This window comes from Luteolibacter yonseiensis, from assembly GCF_016595465.1.
GTDB classification, from domain to species: Bacteria; Verrucomicrobiota; Verrucomicrobiia; order Verrucomicrobiales; family Akkermansiaceae; genus Luteolibacter; species Luteolibacter yonseiensis.
Map to the genome: position 1 here is coordinate 21,597 of NZ_JAENIK010000008.1, position 17,951 is coordinate 39,547.

The 17,951-nt window shown below is 63.1% G+C and carries 15 protein-coding genes; 4 read left to right on the plus strand and 11 right to left on the minus strand.

All coding sequences use genetic code 11. The features are described from left to right. Positions 1–100: 100 nt before the first annotated feature. The 4 genes from JIN84_RS06390 to proS form a co-directional block, all read right to left on the minus strand. Entirely contained in the window at positions 101–1,261 is a 1,161-nt protein-coding gene (locus JIN84_RS06390; RefSeq protein ID WP_200350202.1) for a hypothetical protein, read from the minus strand. A 53-nt stretch (positions 1,262–1,314) separates the two neighbouring features. After that, positions 1,315–2,187, minus strand: a complete 873-nt coding sequence (locus JIN84_RS06395; protein WP_200350203.1) for a hypothetical protein — start codon at positions 2,185–2,187, stop codon at positions 1,315–1,317. Positions 2,188–2,462: 275 nt separating this feature from the next. Further along, the gene (locus JIN84_RS06400; RefSeq protein WP_200350204.1) at positions 2,463–3,134 is read right to left on the minus strand and encodes an LURP-one-related family protein; all 672 of its coding nucleotides are present in this window, start codon (positions 3,132–3,134) and stop codon (positions 2,463–2,465) included. 140 nt (positions 3,135–3,274) lie between these two features. Next, positions 3,275–4,798 (minus strand): proline--tRNA ligase, encoded by a 1,524-nt coding sequence (gene proS, locus JIN84_RS06405; protein ID WP_200350205.1) that lies wholly within the window; start codon positions 4,796–4,798, stop codon positions 3,275–3,277. A 217-nt stretch (positions 4,799–5,015) separates the two neighbouring features. On the opposite strand from proS, the gene JIN84_RS06410 reads away from it, so the two are divergent. Both JIN84_RS06410 and trxA read left to right on the plus strand, forming a co-directional pair. Next, complete coding sequence (locus JIN84_RS06410) at positions 5,016–5,597, plus strand: hypothetical protein (RefSeq protein ID WP_200350206.1); 582 nt, start codon at positions 5,016–5,018, stop codon at positions 5,595–5,597. Between the two features lie 203 nt (positions 5,598–5,800). Further along, the gene (gene trxA / locus JIN84_RS06415) at positions 5,801–6,121 is read left to right on the plus strand and encodes a thioredoxin (protein WP_200350207.1); all 321 of its coding nucleotides are present in this window, start codon (positions 5,801–5,803) and stop codon (positions 6,119–6,121) included. Between the two features lie 81 nt (positions 6,122–6,202). Here the strand turns inward: trxA and JIN84_RS06420 are convergent, their stop codons facing one another. Genes JIN84_RS06420 through JIN84_RS06435 form a run of 4 tightly spaced genes read right to left on the minus strand, consistent with a single transcriptional unit; the run spans position 6,203 to position 10,317 of the window. Next, complete coding sequence (locus JIN84_RS06420) at positions 6,203–6,763, minus strand: hypothetical protein (RefSeq protein ID WP_200350208.1); 561 nt, start codon at positions 6,761–6,763, stop codon at positions 6,203–6,205. A gap of 18 nt (positions 6,764–6,781) precedes the next feature. Next, positions 6,782–7,252 (minus strand): hypothetical protein, encoded by a 471-nt coding sequence (locus tag JIN84_RS06425; protein ID WP_200350209.1) that lies wholly within the window; start codon positions 7,250–7,252, stop codon positions 6,782–6,784. Positions 7,253–7,281: 29 nt separating this feature from the next. After that, on the minus strand, positions 7,282–9,867 hold the full coding sequence (locus JIN84_RS06430) for a VIT domain-containing protein (RefSeq protein WP_200350210.1): 2,586 nt from the start codon (positions 9,865–9,867) through the stop codon (positions 7,282–7,284). An 18-nt stretch (positions 9,868–9,885) separates the two neighbouring features. Continuing rightward, positions 9,886–10,317: a PadR family transcriptional regulator gene (locus tag JIN84_RS06435; RefSeq protein ID WP_200350211.1), complete on the minus strand. Its 432-nt coding sequence runs from the start codon at positions 10,315–10,317 to the stop codon at positions 9,886–9,888. Between the two features lie 133 nt (positions 10,318–10,450). Here JIN84_RS06435 and JIN84_RS06440 point away from each other — a divergent pair, with 133 nt between their 5' ends. After that, positions 10,451–10,948, plus strand: a complete 498-nt coding sequence (locus tag JIN84_RS06440; protein ID WP_200350212.1) for a hypothetical protein — start codon at positions 10,451–10,453, stop codon at positions 10,946–10,948. Positions 10,949–11,000: 52 nt separating this feature from the next. Further along, positions 11,001–13,508, plus strand: coding sequence for a beta-L-arabinofuranosidase domain-containing protein (locus JIN84_RS06445; RefSeq protein WP_200350213.1), 2,508 nt, complete (start codon positions 11,001–11,003; stop codon positions 13,506–13,508). A gap of 21 nt (positions 13,509–13,529) precedes the next feature. Here the strand turns inward: JIN84_RS06445 and JIN84_RS06450 are convergent, their stop codons facing one another. The 3 genes from JIN84_RS06450 to JIN84_RS06460 form a co-directional block, all read right to left on the minus strand. Then, a complete protein-coding gene (locus JIN84_RS06450; protein WP_200350214.1) occupies positions 13,530–14,276 on the minus strand; it encodes a hypothetical protein in 747 nt (248 codons plus the stop codon). A gap of 82 nt (positions 14,277–14,358) precedes the next feature. Beyond that, positions 14,359–17,142, minus strand: coding sequence for an ABC transporter permease (locus tag JIN84_RS06455; protein ID WP_200350215.1), 2,784 nt, complete (start codon positions 17,140–17,142; stop codon positions 14,359–14,361). Further along, a complete protein-coding gene (locus tag JIN84_RS06460; RefSeq protein WP_234043241.1) occupies positions 17,139–17,891 on the minus strand; it encodes an ABC transporter ATP-binding protein in 753 nt (250 codons plus the stop codon). Before JIN84_RS06460 ends, JIN84_RS06455 begins: the two co-directional genes overlap by 4 nt. Positions 17,892–17,951 lie beyond the last annotated feature (60 nt).

Consider the following 17,951-nt stretch of genomic DNA (forward strand, 5'->3'; position numbering starts at 1 on the left):
AAATACAGTGGCTGATAAGGAGATGTCGCTAAATGCAAAGGCTGGTAAGGGGGTGGGACCCTTACCAGCATGTTTGAATATCCGGGATCGTGATCGGGAATTACTTCGGCAGCACGTCGGCTCCGTCGAATTGACGGGTGACCCTCATCTCCGTGAGCTTGACCGTCGAACCGTTGCCAGCCGTTGGGGCGGCGACCAATGCGGTCTTGAGCGAGGCGAACAGGCTGGCGGAAGCTCCGCTGAGAGCTTGCTTGCGGATCGCCTGGTATTTGCTCCAGAAGGTGTAGTTGCCGTTCTTCACGTTATCGACGGAGAAGGGAACTCCGTTGAAGTTGAGTCCGACAGCGCCATTGCCGATGGAGGTGGCCGCATCCGAGGCACCGAGGTAGCCGATCGCATTGAGGCCCGTGCCGCTGAGCACGTTGCCGAGAGTGCCGCCGCTTGCGTAGCCGCTGTTGAACACTTCCACCGGCGCACTGATGGCCACGTCCGCACCTGTTCCGGTGACCGTTCCGGGCTGCCACTGGCTGACGGAGGCGAAAGATCCCGCGCCGGTTTCGGCAAGCGCGGTGATACGGGTGCCGGAGTCGGCGTCACGGCCGAAGGCATACACGAACTCACCCTCGTGCGCGGGGTTGCCGGTGAAGAGGGATTTCTTGGTCTCACCGGTCGCGGTGTAGTGGGCGCGCACCATCTGGTCGGTGATGTTGGTGATGCCGACGTCGGCGGTCGCCACCCAGCGGAAAGGGAGGACGAACATGTCCGTTTGTTCGGCAAGCGGGCTGCTCTGGTGGGTGGTGGCGGATTGCTTCACGTCGGAAAAGCCGAACTCGGCGACGGTTTCAGCACTCGCGGGTGCGAGGGCGAGCGCGCCGCCGGAGAAGACCTGGACACCTGCGATGGTGCCGGTGACCGAGGTCGCGATGAGCTTGTTGTCGAGCGGGGTCAGGTTGGAAACATAGTCCACTCCCGAGGCGGAACCGGCCCAGAAGGTACGGATGATGACGGCCGTCGGGACGCCACCGACGGTCAGGTTGCCTTTGTAAATGACACCGTCCGCGCTGGCGGCATTGCCTTGGGTGCTGCCGTTGACCATGTAGTAGGCGAAGGTCCTGTTGGCATCGAGGAGCGACAGGATCTGGCTGTGCACGGTCGAGCGGCCTGCGGTGGATCCGGTGATGTCGATGACGGTCTGACCATTCGCCGCGCCGAAAAGGGCGAGAGTGGCGGCGGTGGCGAGTAATGCGGTTTTGGATTTCATGATGTTGCTGATTGGATGAATATTGGGGTGTTTGGATGAGGGCGGGGGTCGGATCAGGCGGAACGGCGGCGGTGGAAGAAAGTCACCACGCCGAGCAGGCCGAGAAGAGCTGCGGACGGCTCCGGGATGACACTGAGGTTGCCAAGGGAGTCCAAGGCCAGGGTGCCGATGTATTGCGGGCTGCCGACGGCGGCATTCCCATTGGAGTAGCTGGCGGTCAGATCCGCGCCGGTGGTGGTGTTGATCAGGCGGTAGATGTCCAGCGCACCTTCAAAAACAAGACCATGCGGGCCGTTTGCGATGGTCCCGGCACCGAGGGTTTGGGTGATGTCGTGGCCGAGGGTGAAATACCCTCCGCCGGTCACGAACTCATCGATGGACGACGCGTCCGAGATGGGAAGCTGCGCGGCATCCGCATTTCCGACAGTGGCGGTCTCGTTCTGCACGCTGCCAAAAAATTGGGTGATCTGGCCGCTCACCTGGCTGCGGTTCGAACTGCTCAGGTCGGAAGGGAAGGTGGTGCCGACGTTGAAGTCGGACACGCCGGTTGACAAATAGCTTGTCCGGCTCGGGTCGCCCGAGACTCCGGTGGGCCCTGCGGCCACTCCGCCGACGACCATCCAGCGCACGGTGCCGCTGTCCGCCCAGGTCGAACCGAACGCATTGGAGAGCGCGCCGCCGATGTTCGAGTTGGCGATTCCGGGATTCACCGTGGAAACGGAGACGTTGTAGCCGGTATTTTCACGGTAGAGACTCGCTTGGCCGAGGTCCACAACAAGCGTGTTGTTCTGGACCACACCGCCGATCACTTGGTAGAAAGCGACGGCAAGACTTCCATTTTCCAAAGAGACAGCACCCGACGCCGGCAGAGCGAAGAGACCGGCTCCCGCAATGGCGAGCAATGATGATTTGATGACTGATTTCATGGTAGGTTTAAGATGAGGAACGAGTGACACCGCCGACAGAGGCGTTCCCACTCGGCGAATGACTACCGGCACCCCCTAGGCAGTCAAAGGGCACGATGGTGACAGATCGGTCACAATCACCCCTCCTCGTTTATGGTGACAAATAAGTCACAATCATCTCCTCCCCGTTCACACGCAACGGTTCCCAAACAGGCCCGACGCCGCGTCCGGACACGAAAAACGGCGTGAAGCCCGCACTTCACGCCGTTTCCCTGGTTTGCCAAAACACGCGGCGGTCACCCGCGCTGGCGCTCCAGCATGACGAGCATCATGAAGGAGAGGAACAGGTTCAGTTCCTCGCGCGGGGTCATTTCACCCAGCTTGTCCAAGCGGAACTTTCCTTCCCAGAAGGCGGGCTGCTTGGTCATCCGCATGGCGGGCGTTCCGTCGGCCCGCGTCGCCAGGAAGCTCGGGTGGAACAGATAGCCGCTGAACATGCCCACGATCGGGATGTCGCTGAAAAAGGAGTCCGCCACCTTGGTCCAGACGTTTTCCTCCTGGATCGAGAAGTCCGGATTGTCGTCCCCCGGGTTGAAGGTTTCGTAGTGCGCCTTCCAGATCGAACGCCACCCCCGGCGTCCCACGCTGCCGATCTCGCGACCGGCGGCATCCGTCGCGTAATAGCGTGCGGACCAGTCGATGACCTTGTTCGCCTTGATGTCCGCCAGGCGGGTGCCCTGCGAGCTGTCCGTCCAGATTTCCACGTGCTCGCGGAACTTGAACATCTTCTGCTTGGTGTAGAGCACCGTGCGCCCGGTGGCGTCCGTCACCGTCGCCTGGCTGGCGAGCGCGAGCACCTTGAAGGAAAGCGTCAGGGGATATTGGATCCCCTGGAGCTGGCGGGAGATGTCGTCCGTCGCGGGGTGGGAAGGGAGCGGCGGCGGAGAATAGGGGTTCGGCATGTTCATGGGCGCAAGCTAAAGGGCGGGCTTTTCACCGGCAAGTTGGATACCGGAAGAAAATTCCAATCGTCCGCCCCGCCCCCGCATCCCGCAAAAAACAAGGCCGGACGAACCGGCCTTGTTTCAGGATATCGGAAGGGTTCCGCTCAATAGCTCCGGCCCCACAGCGCGCGGACCGTGGTTTCACCACCCGTGAGGATGCACTTGCCGCCGGTGGCGGGAAGCTTCACCCCGTCGATGGGCAGGCAGCGGATGGTGATCTTGTGCTGCTTGGAAAGCACCTCCTCCTGCTCCGGCGTCCCGGCCCATGGGGTGTACAGCCAGCCGGGATTTTCCTTTTCCCAATGCGCGTGGAATGTTTCAAGATCGTCACAAACCGTGATGTTCTCATCGCGGAAGGCGGTGGCTCGGGCGAGCAGGTTGTTGTGGATCTCGCCCAGGATGTCGGAAGCACGCTGGATGAATTCGTCCTTTTCGGAAAACTGCTTTTCGGAAACCGCCTGGTCACGCCGCTGCACGCAGACCTTGCGGGTCTCGATGTCACGGGGGCCGATCTCGATGCGGATCGGCACGCCTTTCTTGATCCACTCCCATTTCTTCACGCCGCCGTTCAGGTCGCGGGTGTCGACATGCACGCGGAGCGCGTCTCCCTGGTAGGACTGGTTCCGCAGGGTGGAGGCGAGCGCCTGGCAGGCGTCGAGCACGGCCTGGCGGGTGTCCTCCTTGGGAGTGATCGGCAGGATGACGATCTGCTGGGTGGCGACGCGGGGCGGCAGGACCAGCCCGTCATCGTCCGAGTGCGCCATGATGATTGTGCCGATCATGCGGGTGGAAACACCCCATGAGGTGGTGTGGGCGTGCTGTACCGTGCCATCGCGACCGGTGAAGGAGATGTTCTGGGCTTTGGAAAAATTCTGCCCGAGGTAGTGCGAGGTGCCCGCTTGGATCGCCTTCTTGTCCTGCACCATCGCCTCGACGGTCAGGGTCATGTCAGCACCCGGGAACCGTTCGTTCTCGGTTTTTTCGCCGGGAATGACAGGGATGGCGAGGTGGTCGCGGAGGAATTCCTCATACTGCCCGTGCATCAGGCGGGTTTCGTCAATGGCCTCCTCCTTGGTTTCGTGCGCGGTGTGGCCTTCCTGCCAGAGGAACTCGGCGGTGCGGAGGAAAAGACGTGGCCGCATTTCCCAGCGCATCACGTTCGCCCACTGGTTGATCAGCAGAGGCAGATCCCGGTAGGATTCCACCCAACGCGCGAACGCCGCGCCGATGATGGTCTCGGAGGTGGGACGGATGACGTAAGGCTCGGCGAGCTCGCCGGAGGGAATCATCTTCGTTTTCCCGGTGACCGGATCTTTCACCGCTTCGAGGCGGTGATGCGTGACCACCGCGCACTCGGTGGCGAAGCCCTCGGCGTGTTCCGCCTCTTTCTCAAGATAGGCAAGCGGGATGAGCAGCGGGAAATACGCGTTCTGGTGCCCGGTCGCCTTGAACCGGCGGTCGAGCTGCTGCTGGATGAGTTCCCAGATGCCGTAGCCCCACGGCTTGATGACCATGCAGCCGCGTGTCTCCGAGTTCTCGGCGAGGTCGGCGGCTTTGATGACTTGCTGGTACCACTCGGGGAAATCCTGGGCACGGGTGGGGCTGATGGCGGTCTTTTCTGCGGACATGGTTGCGGCGGAAATAGGAATCACGAATCGCGCTAAAAAACATCAAAAATCGGTGCCAACGCGCCGGATCCGCCGGAGATGCCCCTTATTTCCCCGTGAATGTCATTGAAAATCCGGGGCTCGGATTTTTTCGTGCGATTCCCGAGCTGGGGGTTTGACAGGGGGGGGCCGAGTTGTCTTACTGGCGGCACTAAGCAGTAAAAAACCTAGCGAGCGCATGAGCGAACACGAAAACCAACCACCAGCTCCGTCCAAGCAGACGTCGAGCGTGCCCCTTAAAAAGGAAACCGTCCGCGTCACTCTGAAAGCTGCCGACGCACCTCCAGCGGTTCCTTCCGCCACGGTGCCGGTGAAGCCTCCCGTACCAGGCGGTCCACCGACAGCGGTCGGCGGCCCTCCAACAGCGGTCGGCGGCCCACCACGTCCGCCAGCTCCGGCACCAACCATCCCTCTCCGCACCGCCGGTGCCCCGACGATGGCTCCGGCTCCGACCATCCGCCTCGCGACCACCGCGGCTCCCACCAGCCCGGCACGTCCCGGTGGTGTCCCGCAGCAGACGATGGCGCTGCCGAAGGCGACCGTCCAGCTCCAGGCTCCCACCCAGCCTCTCGGCACCTCGTTCTCCTCGACATCCGCTTCCACGCTCTCATCGAGCGATGACGATGATGAGGTCGAAGAAAACGAAGGCCTCGCCAACATCCTTTCCGGTGTCGGCCTCGCCGCCGCCCTCATCGTGCTCGTCCTGCAGGTGATGACCGCCAATGCATGGACCGGCGGCGAATGGGGACAACTTTTCTAATACCGGAAACCCACCCTCACCAACATCATGGCACTTCCCATCATCAACATCCTCCTTGCCGGCGTGGTTCTCTTCCTCGCCTTCTCCGCTGCGAATCTGCCGCTCGGCTGATCTCCCGGATTGACAAGCAAACTTCACAAGAGCCGCCCCGCATCCCGCAGGGCGGCTCTTGACGTTTCGGCAATCTGGTCCAGACTCTCCGCATGGCTCTCAACCTAACTGACGCAAATTTCCAATCCGAAGTGATCGACTCCGAACTGCCCGTCCTCGTGGACTTCTGGGCGGAATGGTGCGGCCCTTGCAAAATGATCGGCCCCGTCATCGATCAAGTCGCCACCGATCTCGAAGGCGTCGCCAAAGTGGCCAAGGTCAACGTCGATGACTCCCGCGAGCTTGCGGTGAAATACAACGTGCGCTCGATCCCGCTTCTCCTGTTCTTCAAGAACGGCGAGGTGAAGGACCAGATCGTCGGAGCCAGCGTCACCAAGGACCAGCTCAAGGCGAAGCTTCAGGCGCTTGCCTGAGGCGTTTCTTCCGGTCTTTCGAAAAGCCGTCCCCGTCCGCGGGGACGGCTTTTTTCGCGCATGCTCCGGAGGTGGCATGGGTCAACCCGGGCCGCCGATCCATGCCATGCGTCCGTTACGGGTCAGGCAGATTTCCCCAAAGTCGCTTTCCGGATAGCGGACGATCCAGCGGCCTTTGGAAAACACCGCCTCTTCCGGTCCCACGATTTGATAACCACGCTCCGACAACTCCCTGCCGGCTTCCACCACGGCGCGGTCCCGGCTCATCCAGCCCAGCATGCCCCATGACATGATCACCAGGGAGATGATCGACACATGACGGAAAACCACTCCGCCCAGATGCCGCCTGAGCGGGAGCCTGCTCGACCTCATCCATATCCTCTGGATGATTGAATCCACGGACAACAGCAGCCACAGAGGCGGCAACATCCAGAACCAGCCCATCACGAAAGTCACAAAATTGGCAAGGCCGTTGTCGGGAGGATAAAGGAACATGGCGGTATTGGAAAACAGCCAGGACAATGCGGCACATGCCACGCTGGACCACACCCAACCCACCGCATTCCGCCAGTGGAATGCCACGATGGCTACGGGTATCAACAGATAGAGGGACAGGAGGATTTCAGAAGGGAGAAGATACATTTCCAACCTGTTCAGGATTCATGGTCCGGCACCGGACTTCGCTTCCTTACGCCATAGCCATATCTCCCTCGCCACGAAAACCAGACAGACCGACATCCACAGTCCTACGGCGGCGATCATCGCCATGCCCTCGCAGTAGAACTCACCATCCACATTTCCCGCCACCATATCGTAGATCATCCGCGGAGCGACCACCGGCGCGTACAATATCACCGGGCCGATGGTGAGAACGGGCACGAGAAACGCACCCGCCATCACGCCAAGACGCACCCGCCACGAATGATGGATTGAATGAAAAACCACCCCGATGACCGCGGCGGCGAAGACGAGTTGGAACTCGCTCCCCCGGCGGTCCGGCAGCGCCCGCTCCCAACGGACGCTCGCCACCGCTTCGGAAAAGTGCACGGACGGATCATTGAAATCCACCCTCACCGCGGCTCCGAAAGCGAAGATGACGGCGACCACGAGGGCCGGGATCCAGAGCCCCAACCTCCAACGATGATTGCGGGCGGACGGATTCATGCGGCCCTCTTTCTCCTCATGAGTGCGGCGGCGGTCGTCAGGATGACTAGCAATCCGGTCGAAGGTTCCGGCACGCTGGGGATGCTTGGAGTCGCGCTGCCGTCCACCGGAGTGAGTCCGTGTTCCCTGTATTGCTGCTGGGTTTCCAGCACCACCGCGCCGGACACCGGTGTGACGAGCTGGTATCCTGCGGCAAGCTCCGAACGCGCGGCGTCATCCATCCCCGTCTTCGGGTTTTCCGCCGTGGCGGCGGCCCACTGGCGTGCCAGATGATCCCATACCCGGCTGCCGGGCAAACCTTCCGAAGTTTCCGTGCGCTTCCAGTTCCACGAAAACTCGCGGCGCTCGGTCTGCAAGCCGTCGAGGAACCCCCGCAGATCCTTTTCCGGTGAAACCAATGCCGGGCCACGGTGCAGGCATCCGGAGCGGAACAACGCTTCTCCCAGCCGGTTGGGCCCGGACACGGCCTCCACATCATGGATCACCGGCAGGACCGTCCCGCGTTCGAGCAGTTGGAGCAATGCCTCGGGCTGCGACAGCCTGACGGACTGCGGACCGTGGATCCAGACCACCGGACTGTTGGATTCCTTGGCAAGGCGTATGCCTTCGCGCAACGCGGGTTCGTTGTCCCTGCCACCGGTGAAATCGTAGTTTTCCAGTTCCTCCGGGGTGACCCGGCGCGAGCGGTCGTCGGCAATCATCAGCGAAACTTTCTCCCGATCGATTTTCCCGAGGGATTTCACGAGCCAGTCCTTCGCGACCGCCATGGAGGACGACCCATCGATGACCACCACCACCCGCGAAGCCGCCGGACGGGTGACGGTCACCGGCTCCCTTGTTAGAAATCTCCCGCCGGGTTTTGCGAAGCGGTCCTCGCACCACACGACTCCGGGATCCTCAGGCAGCGGTGCGGTGGCCAGCGTCACGCCGGATGCCATGAGGCTTTCCTTCCCGAGGGAAGCCGCGAGCGAATGCCCTTCACCATCACGCCCGGCGGCTTGCGTCTTGCCGGAAGCGGCCAGATCGAAGGTTCCGCCTCCCTGGAGCCAGACGGCGTGTTCGAGGTTTTCCTTCAGTCCGAAATTCCGCTCCACCACATACGGCATCTCCCAACGGATGCCATCCAAGGGAGCGGTGATGCCGAAACGGATCTTCATGCTGCCATGCGCCGGCACGGGGAAGCACTGCACCAGCACCGTGTCCGGACCCACCATGTTCACCAGCACCGGATCGCGCCGCTGGACGACGGCGACGGACTTGTAGGCGGCCTTCACTTTGGAAACCGTGCTGAACGCGGCCTCCCGTGGCTCACCATTCACCCACAACGTCAGGCGGGACACCCTTCCATCGCGAGGCAGCCTCACCTGGCACCGGGCTTCCTGAGCGTTCGCCGAATCGTTTTTGAAAACCATGGTCCACTCGCCATAGCCCAGCCGCGAGACCGCATCCACGTGACCGTCGAAACGGGATTCCGCCAGATTGAGGTTTTTCAACCTGACAGCCACGTCATCCCCGCCGATGTGGTCGTCGAACTCGAATTCATCCGTCGCCCGGGCCCGCCCCATCAGGGCGATTCCCCGGAGGTTCCCGGGTGGTTTCATGGAATTGAACGGCTTGCCCGTGATCCGGAAAAACGCGTCACGCGTGGTTTCCGAATTCGTTCCCCAGGCTCCTCTTTCGTCGAATCCTCCGCTTAAAAAGAAAGGAAGACGGCAGATCCACCCCGAGATGTCGGTGCCGGCTCCCACTCCGCGATTTCCTTCGTAGCACGCCATCAGCAACGTGCGTTCCGAGTGAAAGGCGCGAAGCCGCCCGATGCCGGCTTCGGAAGAAATGGAGTCCTTCCCGATGTCAGCCAGATTGACGCGGGTCCACAGCGCCGGACCTTCCAACGAGACAATCACCAGCAGCGCCGCCAGCGCACCGGTCCGCCAGCCGGATCGAAACCGGACGGGTTCCGCGGCATCGCGCCTCGCGGCCCGGCCGATCCTCCACGTCATCACCGCTGCAAGGACCGGCGTCAGGGGAATGATACCGAACCCCAGATACAGCACGCCAACCAGCGCGAAAGGACTCAACGGAAGGAACAACAATCCGTAAAACAACGCGGTGAACAGCACGAATCCCGCCGCCGCGCCACGCGTTTTATTTCCGCCGCGCGGCCGCATCAGCCAGATGTTCAGGACCGGGACCAGGGCGATCCATGCCGCATGCCACCACGTCGCCACCGGATTGAATATCAGGCTGCCACACATTGAGGTCAGCAATTCCAGGCCTAGAACGACCAACGGCATGACCACACCGAAGGTCCAGTTCCAGAAGCCGCCGCGTTTCGGTTGCTTGGGAAGCGATGCCTGCGGATCAGGCGCGGGCCGGTATCCCGCGTCCAGACGCCCGATGATGTTTTCCAGATGCATCAGGCCGATGGTCCCGGCGGGAGACTGCTCGGCCTCTTCGTAAATGTGGCATCGCAGGTCCTCCTTGAGCTCCGAAGCATCTTCCAGATACAGCCCTTCACGCCTCGCCCGTTCGTCGAGATATTCCGTGAGCCGCTGCTCCGCCTGTGTCGTCCAGTTTTTCATGATGAAATTGATTTGAGTTCAGCCTCTTTCCGCTCCCGAGTTTTCCTGCGATCCATGATTTTTTGATGAAGCCGCCGTGAAATCCACGCCCGCCTGCAAGCCACCCACTCCGCGCAGCATCTCCGCGAAGTAGAGTTCCATCTCCTTCGCCAAGGCCTTGCCCTCGGCGGTGGCCGAGTAGTATTTCCGGGCCGGACCTTCCGACGATTCCTCCAGCCGGGTCGTCACCAGCCCTTGGCGCTTGAGCCGCGAAAGCAACGGGTAAATGGAACCCTCCGCCACGCCCACGCCCGGCACCGCGACCAGCGCTTTCACCAGGGCGTAGCCATACCACTCGGCTCCCGCCAGCGCCTGCAGGATGCAAAGGTCCAGCACCCCCTTGCGCATCTGCACGGTCCAGTTCTCGAACAATTCCTTCGAGAACCCGGATTCTGGTTTCGGATCAGCCATTGCGAATACCTATCTTGCGTCGCAAGGTAGCTGTCAATCGAAAACCTTTTCCCAACCCGACCCATCGTGATTCCGGCGGCTTCCCGTTCCGTTTCATGCGTGGACGGAACCAGACGACGTGTCATGTTCCGGCATGAGTCTGATGGTGCGCCTGCTTCCGCTCGTCCTGCCCGTCGCGTCCGGCTGGGTCGCGTGGCACGAAAGGAGGATCCTGCGTCTGGGCGTGCCGCTTTCCGCCGGGGAAATCGCGGACGCGGCACGGATGGGGGTCAGACATCCGGAAAAAATCCGTCTGTTGAAAACCGATGACATCACGGTGCTGAATGGCGTGTGGGTCAGAACCGCCGCCCGCTGGATTCCCTCCGTTTCCCCGCACACCGTGGGGCTTTCCCTGCGCTATGGCATCTATGTCCGCTCGCGCCATTGGCGTGACCGCCGCCTCATCGCCCACGAGTGCGTCCATACCGCGCAGTACGAGCGCTTGGGCGGCATCCGGGCGTTTCTCCGCGCCTATTTCACCGAATGCATCCTGAGCGGCTACCCCGGTGCGCCGTTGGAGCAGGAGGCGATCATGCGGTCTTCGGGATTGCAGCCCGACCAGACCGACCCGTTCGGGTGGATCGAAGGTTAGCTCTTGAATTGGCGGAAGCGCATACCGATTCTGCGCATTAGCCTTTTTCGTCATGAACTTTTCAAACGTCAGCCTCTTTTCCCTGCCCCTGATTTTCACCGCCTCACTGGCCGCCGCTCCCGTGACTCCGGCATTTCCTAACAAGGCCCCGCTGGCGGAGGCGAAGTTCACCGCGCTTCCTCTCGGCAGCGTGAAACCCGCGGGCTGGCTGCGCAACGAACTGGAACTCCAGCGCGACGGACTGACCGGCCACGCCCATGAACTGCTGGACGCGGCGAAGTCCGACAGCGCGTGGCTCGGCGGAAAAGGCGAGGACTGGGAAAAAGGACCGTATTATCTCAAGGGACTCATCCCCCTCGCCTGGACCCTGGGCGACGAAGACCTCCAGAAGCGCGCCCGCACCTGGACGGACGCCATCCTCGCCGGCCAGCGTGACGATGGCTTCTACGGCCCTCCATCCAACGACGACTGGTGGCCGCGCATGGTGGTGAACTATCTGCTGCGGGATTTCCAAGAGGCGACCGGCGACGCACGCGTGATCCCGTTCCTCACGAAATACTTCCGCCACATGCATGGAGCCATCGACGCGCGTCCGCTGAAGGACTGGGGGAAAGCCCGCGCCGGGGATGAGATCGACACGATTTTCTGGCTCTACAACCGCACCGGGGATCCGTTCCTGCTCACACTCGCCGACAAGCTCGCGAAGCAGGCCTACCCATGGACGGACATCTTCACGAACAACCGCTTCATGGAGTTCGGCGACGATTTCCAAACCAAGCACAACGTGAACGTGCCGGAAGCCCTCAAGATGCCCGCCGTCTACTCGCAACGCTCGAACTCCGCAGCCGACCGGAACGCCTACGCCGCCGGACTGGCGAATCTCGACAGGGACCACGGCCTTGCGGTGGGGATCAATTCCGGCACCGAGTTCCTCGCCGGCCCGTCCACCACGCAGGGCATCGAGCTGTGTTCGGTGGTGGAGCGCATGCTCAGCGACGTGACGGTACTGCGGGTGCTGGGCAACGCGGCGGCCGGGGACAGTCTGGAGCGCATGGCCTACAACGCGCTGCCCGGCTCGCTCTCGCCGGACATCCACCAGCACGTCTACTACTGCATCCCGAACAACGTGGCCGCCATCCGCGGTGGCAAGGGATACAACCAGGACTACGGGAACGGCTCCACGCCGTCCCACGTTTCCGGTTTCCCGTGCTGCTGTTACAACTTCCACCAAGGCTGGCCGAAGTTCGTGCAGAACTCGTGGGCGGCGACAGCGGATGGCGGACTGGCGGTCCTCGCCTACGGCCCCAGCGAAGTGACCACCACCGCGGGGAAATCCCAGGTCACCATTTCAGAAGAAACGGACTATCCCTTCGGCGAGACGATCACTCTCAAAATCAAGGCGGCGGAGGAAAGCGCCTTCCCCCTTTCCCTGCGCATCCCGGGATGGTGTGAAAAAGCCTCCATCAGTGTGAACGGAGAATCACAGCCCGCCCCGGCCGCAGGAAGTTTCGCGGTCATCCGCCGCACTTGGCAAGCGGGCGACGAGGTGAAACTCACGCTCCCCATGCTGCCGCAGGTCCATCAAGGCGTGAACCACAGCGCCTCCGTCACCAGGGGGCCGCTGGTCTTTTCCTACGGCGTCACCGAGCGCCGGGAGAATTATGCAAACGCCCCGCTGCCGGGCTTCGAGTCGTATGAGCTCCATCCCGAGTCATCCTGGAACTACGGGCTTGTCTCCCCCACCCCGGACGCTTTCGCGGTGGAGACCGGCAAGATGCCCAAGCATCCGTTCCACCGTGGCGAGACACCGGTGAAGCTCGTGACCAAGGCGAAAAAGGTCCCGGGCTGGACGATCGCCGCCGGCGGACTGGTCGCGAACGATCCACCCGTCAGCCCTGTGGCGAGTGATGCGGCGGAGGAGAAAATCACTCTTGTTCCTTTCGGCGCGGGCATGCTGCGCGTCACCAGCTTTCCCGTCATCGGCAAGCCCGCCGCACACCCCGGCAGCTTCGCGGATGATTTCAAGGACGGCGACTTCAAGGACTGGATCCTCTACGGCGGCGGTTGGTTCGTGCGTGACGGCGTGTTCCATTCCGCATCGAACGCCCACTCCGGCAGCCACGGTCTGGCGGGGGTGAAGGCGGTCGCCCCTGCGGCGGTTTTCAAGGATCTCGCCTATCAGGCCACGGTCTCCATCAACGACACGGGCGACGCGGGCCTGATCTTCCGGGTATCGGACGCCTCCATCGGCGCCGACGCGTATCGCGGTTACTATGCCGGGATCAGCGCGGAGAAAAACGAGATCACCCTCGGGAAAGCCGACCAAAAGTGGACCGCCCTCAAGGTTGTGCCGATGGACATCGACGCCTCGCGCCCCCATGACATCCGCATCGAGGCGAAGGGGAAAACGATCCGTGTCTTCGTGGACGACATGGCGGCTCCGAAGATCCAACTCGATGACGAGAGCTTCACCGAAGGCTCCATCGGCGTGCGCCGCTACACCACCAAGCCCGAAAAGAATCCCGCGGGATTTTCCAAGATCAAGGCGAGCGCGCTTTGATCGGAACCGGCTCCCGCCACATCACCTCATCCCCATGTCCTTGCGCATCGCCTGGACCATCTTGATGTGGCGGAGGTCGTTCTCCTTGCTGGACTCGCTGTCCTGATTCAGACCGTAGGGCCAGAAATGCTGGCGATCGGCATGGAGCACGGCGTCCTTGCCATCGAACTCCTGGAGCTGGGCGATGGCGTGTTTCCCGGTCCACCTGCCCTCCTTGATGTTTTCCATCCACTTGTCACCGGTGCCGATGCCGAGGGTGTGGGCGATCTCATGAATGGCCACCCGGCGGCTGATGCTGCCGCCCCAGTTGATCCAGCCGCCGATGTTCGCGTCGGCGGTCGGCGTGCCGGGCGAGTTGTTGGCGATGACCTCCTTTTTGAAGTCGCCGTGCTTGTTGAGGAACCCGATGGCCTGCTCCATGGCATCGACGATCCGCTTTTTCCGATCCTCCGGCCACTTTTCCGAACCATCGGAGAGTTTGTAGGTGATGGAGCCCTTCGGTTTTTTCGCCGCCTCCTCGGCGGCGGCCTTCCCGGCCTCCAGTTCGGCGAGCCGGGTGGTCACGAATTTCTGATCGTCCGCCGTGAGCTGGGTGAGCGGGATGGTCACGGACTTTCCGTTGTCCCGCGTCACGGTGACGGTCGTGGCGTCGGCCTTCACAAATGTGCCGGTGAGCTCGCGCCCGTCCGTGGAGGTCCACACGCGCGGGGCGGCCATGGCATTTCCGGCGGCGAGGGTCAGAAAAAGGACAAGGAGTTTCGTCGGCATGTGACTTCCCTCCATCAAAGACCCGGCGGCACGACCCGAAGCAATGGCAAAAAGGGAAACTCCCCAATACGGGGGATGATGTTCAGAACGATCCACGTCCCTGCCGCAGCAGGTCTAGAGGCCTGGTCTTGCCGAGGGAGAAAGCGGGCCACGCGGCCGCCAGCGACGAGAGGAGCAGCACCGCTCCGAGTCCCGCCAGGACCGGCAACCACGGAATCACCAGCTCCTGGGTCATCCCGCCGAAGAAGCTGACATGGCGGGAAATGCCCGCGCCGCACCACCCGGCGAGGATGCCGAAGGAAAGGCTCACCACGCAGGCGACCAGCCCGATCAGGATGCCTTCCGCGATGACCAGCCGCACGATGGTGCCGCGCGTGATGCCGATGGAGCGGAGGATGCCGGTTTCCCAGCGGCTGGAGCGGACGGAGGCGAGCAAGGCGTTCAGCACACCGACGGCGGTGATCGCCAGCACGACGAGCGGCAGGCGGCTGAGCCCCCACAGCCAGGCGGTGCCGTGGCCGTGGACCAGCGCGCGGATGTCCGCGATGGTATGGATCAGCACGTGGGGTTCCGCGTTTTTCGCCTCGCCGGTGACGACCTCGCGACCGAGGGAGCTGGCGTAAAGCCCGCGGGCCCGTTCCACGAGAACGCCCGCATTGGTACTAGATTCGTCGTAGTCGATCCAGACATGCGAGGCGGACCGGAAGCGGAAATCCTCCGCCACCCGTGGCAGGTCGGCGAACACCAGCGCGGCGGAACGGTGGGTGCGGGTGCGCATGCCCGTCGGTTTGGTCTGCCAGTGCCAGCCCGGCATCCTCACCGCCCCGGCAATGGTGTAGCGGACCGGAGTTTCCGGATTTTCCGGGGGGACCAGCTCGAATGAATCCCCGACTTTCAGATCCGCCTCGCGCAGGAAATGGTCCGGCACGATGCAGGCGCGAGAGGTCGCCATGAGCCGGATGGCTTCCTCCTTGTCGCCCGCCACCCACTCGAAGGGGATCAGCGGATCACCTCCGCCGAATGCCTTGGCGGGATCGATGCCGACGAGGACGACATTGTCCTGCCGCACGACGGTGGCGCGGTCCGCGCTGTGGGTGAGGTCTTCTTTCAGGCGCGGTTGCTCGACGATGACCGGCAGGCTTTTCAGCACCCCGGGAAAGCCGGCGACCTTCTCCGCGTCCGCGAAGGGGATACCTTCGGGACGGAAACCGATCAAAGCGTCCGGCGCCCACGGACCGGGAAGAAAACCACTGAGCATGGTATGCCCCCACACCTGGATGCCGGTGTAGAGGCCGAGCCCCACCGTCATGGCGAAGGCGGTGGACACGGTGCGTCCGAGATGGCCGGAAATCCTGCTGGCCAGCAGTTCGCGCGGCACCCCCAGCAGCCGGGCCACCATGGGGCCGCCGAGCCGGTCCACCGCCCGGACAATGGTGGGAGCCAGCAACAGGCAGCCCGCCGCCAGCGTGGCGAGGCCGATGAACATGAAGGTGACGAAAGGACGGTCATCGTGATGATCGAGACCAAAAGCGAGAAATGGATACACGCCGACCAGCAGCAGGCCCGCGATGACCGGCTTCCAGGAAACGCCATGCCGCGCCACGGCGGGCGGAGGGGCCATGGCATCCACCGGTCGCACCCGCATCGCGCGGATCGCAGGCCATAGCGAGGCGAGCAGCGCGCCGCCGTAGGAGCACACCCCGGCGAGCAGGAGGCTGTTCCGCCCCACCACCGCTCCATCCTCCAGAAGCTCCGGCGCGTTGCGCACGGCAAGGTCCATCAGGACTTTCCCCACCCCGCAACCTACGACGAATCCGATGGTGCCGAGCAGCAGTCCCTCGAAAACGACGATGACTCCGACCTCTGCCCGCGTGAGCGCGACAGCACGCAGGATGGCAAGCTGCCGCACCCGCTCGCCCACTCCCATGTTCAGCGTGCTGAAGATGATGAAAAGCGCGGCGAGCATCGAGACGACCGTCGCCATGTGCGCCTGCATGCGGACATTGTCGGCGGACGCGCTTTCATCGAGAGCCTCCTCGATGTCGTGGGCTTCCTGGAACTGGCCCGGCGTTGGAAGCGCGGCAAGCCTCGGCGACCACGCGTAGCGGAATCTCGTGAAGTCAGCCCCCTCCCGCATGCTCACACCGATGAAACTGATCTCCGCTTTCCTGCCCGCGATCTTTTCCGCAAGTCCGGTCGGCACGAAAACCCCGCCGACGGATGGCGTGAGAAGCTGGGATCCGGCGACCGTCGCGCTCCATCCTTCCACACCGGGCGTCGCGACAAGTCCCACGACGGTGAGCGTGCGGGCTTTTTCTCCGCTGCCGATGACGACCTGCCCGCCGATGCCAAGATTCATTCCTCGCGCGGCCTCCACGCTCATCGCCGCTTCGGGCAGATCCGGGCGGGCGGGGTCGATCCAGCGGCCTTCCGCGAGATCGAAGGGAGGAGCGGGTGCGTCCGTGGCGAGCAGCCGGGCGTCCGGCATGCGTTTCCATGGGATGACCTCGCCGCCCTCCGGGACCACCGGCACGACTTTTTCCCGCAGCGCCCACATCGCATCGGCGGCGGCCACGGCGGGATCCGCCTTCAGTTCCGCGAGGAGTTCCACCGGAACGTGCTTCTCGGCGTGGGAAGGGATCGCTCCGGGAGCTTGTTGGCTGAAGTGCTGGATCGGCGCGACGGAGAGCGGATAACGGCCGAGCGCGAGATCGGAGTATTTGTCAAAGGTGCCGAGCATCGCGTCATAACCGCTCACCACCCAAACCACCATGGCGGCCGCGGCGGCGGTGGCCAGCGAGGTAAGGGTGAGCCGCATGGGATGTTCCCGGATCCAGGCGGCGGCGAGGCGGAGCGAGGTTCTCATGATCCATGCAGCGCGTTCTGGTAGGCGAGAGCCACGGCCTCGGGGTCGTGGCCGGCGGGAGTCGGGAATTCGGTGAGCAGGCGGCCGTCTTTCAGCACCACCACCCGGTCCGCCCACATCGCGACGGCGGGCTCGTGGGTGACCATCACGATCGTCCGTCCTTCGTCGGAACAAAGCCCACGCAACAACCCACAGAGATCCTGCCCCGTGGAGGAGTCCAGGCTGCCTGTCGGTTCGTCCGCCAGCACGATGGCGGGATCCGCGATGAGCGCGCGGGCGATGGCGACGCGCTGTTGTTCGCCACCGGACAGGGCGTCCGGCTTGTGCTTGCGGCGGGCGAGCAGGCCCAGCCGATCCAAAAGCGCCTTCGCCCGCAGGCCCGAGTCCGCACGATCCATCACCGGCAGGCGGACATTGTCCTCTGCGGTGAGCACCGGGATCAGGTTGAAGGCCTGGAACACCAGGCCGATGCGGTCGCGGCGGAAGCGGGTGAGCGCGGCGTCGTTGAAAGAGGCGAGGTTTTTCCCCTCCACCGTCACGCTGCCGGAGTCCACGTCGGTCAATCCGGCCATCACGTGGAGCAGCGTGCTCTTCCCCGAACCGGACGCGCCCATGATCGCGACAAACTCGCCCGCCTTGATCCGCAGGTCGATGCCATCGAGCGCGCGCACCCGGACGGGCCCTTGGTTGAAGGTTTTCACCACCGAGGAAATCTCAAGCGGAAAGGGAATCGGATCGGAAGGGGTCATGAGAGGGTTTTGATAAAGCCGCGGCAGCCGGGGCGAACCGGCTGCCGCAGGGAGTTTTAG

Bases quoted from the DNA above. Each gene is read 5' to 3' on its own strand.
- JIN84_RS06390 (WP_200350202.1), bottom strand. From the start codon at position 1,261: ATGAAATCCAAAACCGCATTACTCGCCACCGCCGCCACTCTCGCCCTT.
- JIN84_RS06395 (WP_200350203.1), bottom strand. From the start codon at position 2,187: ATGAAATCAGTCATCAAATCATCATTGCTCGCCATTGCGGGAGCCGGT.
- JIN84_RS06400 (WP_200350204.1), bottom strand. From the start codon at position 3,134: ATGAACATGCCGAACCCCTATTCTCCGCCGCCGCTCCCTTCCCACCCC.
- proS (WP_200350205.1), bottom strand. From the start codon at position 4,798: ATGTCCGCAGAAAAGACCGCCATCAGCCCCACCCGTGCCCAGGATTTC.
- JIN84_RS06410 (WP_200350206.1), top strand. From the start codon at position 5,016: ATGAGCGAACACGAAAACCAACCACCAGCTCCGTCCAAGCAGACGTCG.
- trxA (WP_200350207.1), top strand. From the start codon at position 5,801: ATGGCTCTCAACCTAACTGACGCAAATTTCCAATCCGAAGTGATCGAC.
- JIN84_RS06420 (WP_200350208.1), bottom strand. From the start codon at position 6,763: ATGTATCTTCTCCCTTCTGAAATCCTCCTGTCCCTCTATCTGTTGATA.
- JIN84_RS06430 (WP_200350210.1), bottom strand. From the start codon at position 9,867: ATGAAAAACTGGACGACACAGGCGGAGCAGCGGCTCACGGAATATCTC.
- JIN84_RS06435 (WP_200350211.1), bottom strand. From the start codon at position 10,317: ATGGCTGATCCGAAACCAGAATCCGGGTTCTCGAAGGAATTGTTCGAG.
- JIN84_RS06440 (WP_200350212.1), top strand. From the start codon at position 10,451: ATGAGTCTGATGGTGCGCCTGCTTCCGCTCGTCCTGCCCGTCGCGTCC.
- JIN84_RS06445 (WP_200350213.1), top strand. From the start codon at position 11,001: ATGAACTTTTCAAACGTCAGCCTCTTTTCCCTGCCCCTGATTTTCACC.
- JIN84_RS06450 (WP_200350214.1), bottom strand. From the start codon at position 14,276: ATGCCGACGAAACTCCTTGTCCTTTTTCTGACCCTCGCCGCCGGAAAT.
- JIN84_RS06455 (WP_200350215.1), bottom strand. From the start codon at position 17,142: ATGAGAACCTCGCTCCGCCTCGCCGCCGCCTGGATCCGGGAACATCCC.
- JIN84_RS06460 (WP_234043241.1), bottom strand. From the start codon at position 17,891: ATGACCCCTTCCGATCCGATTCCCTTTCCGCTTGAGATTTCCTCGGTG.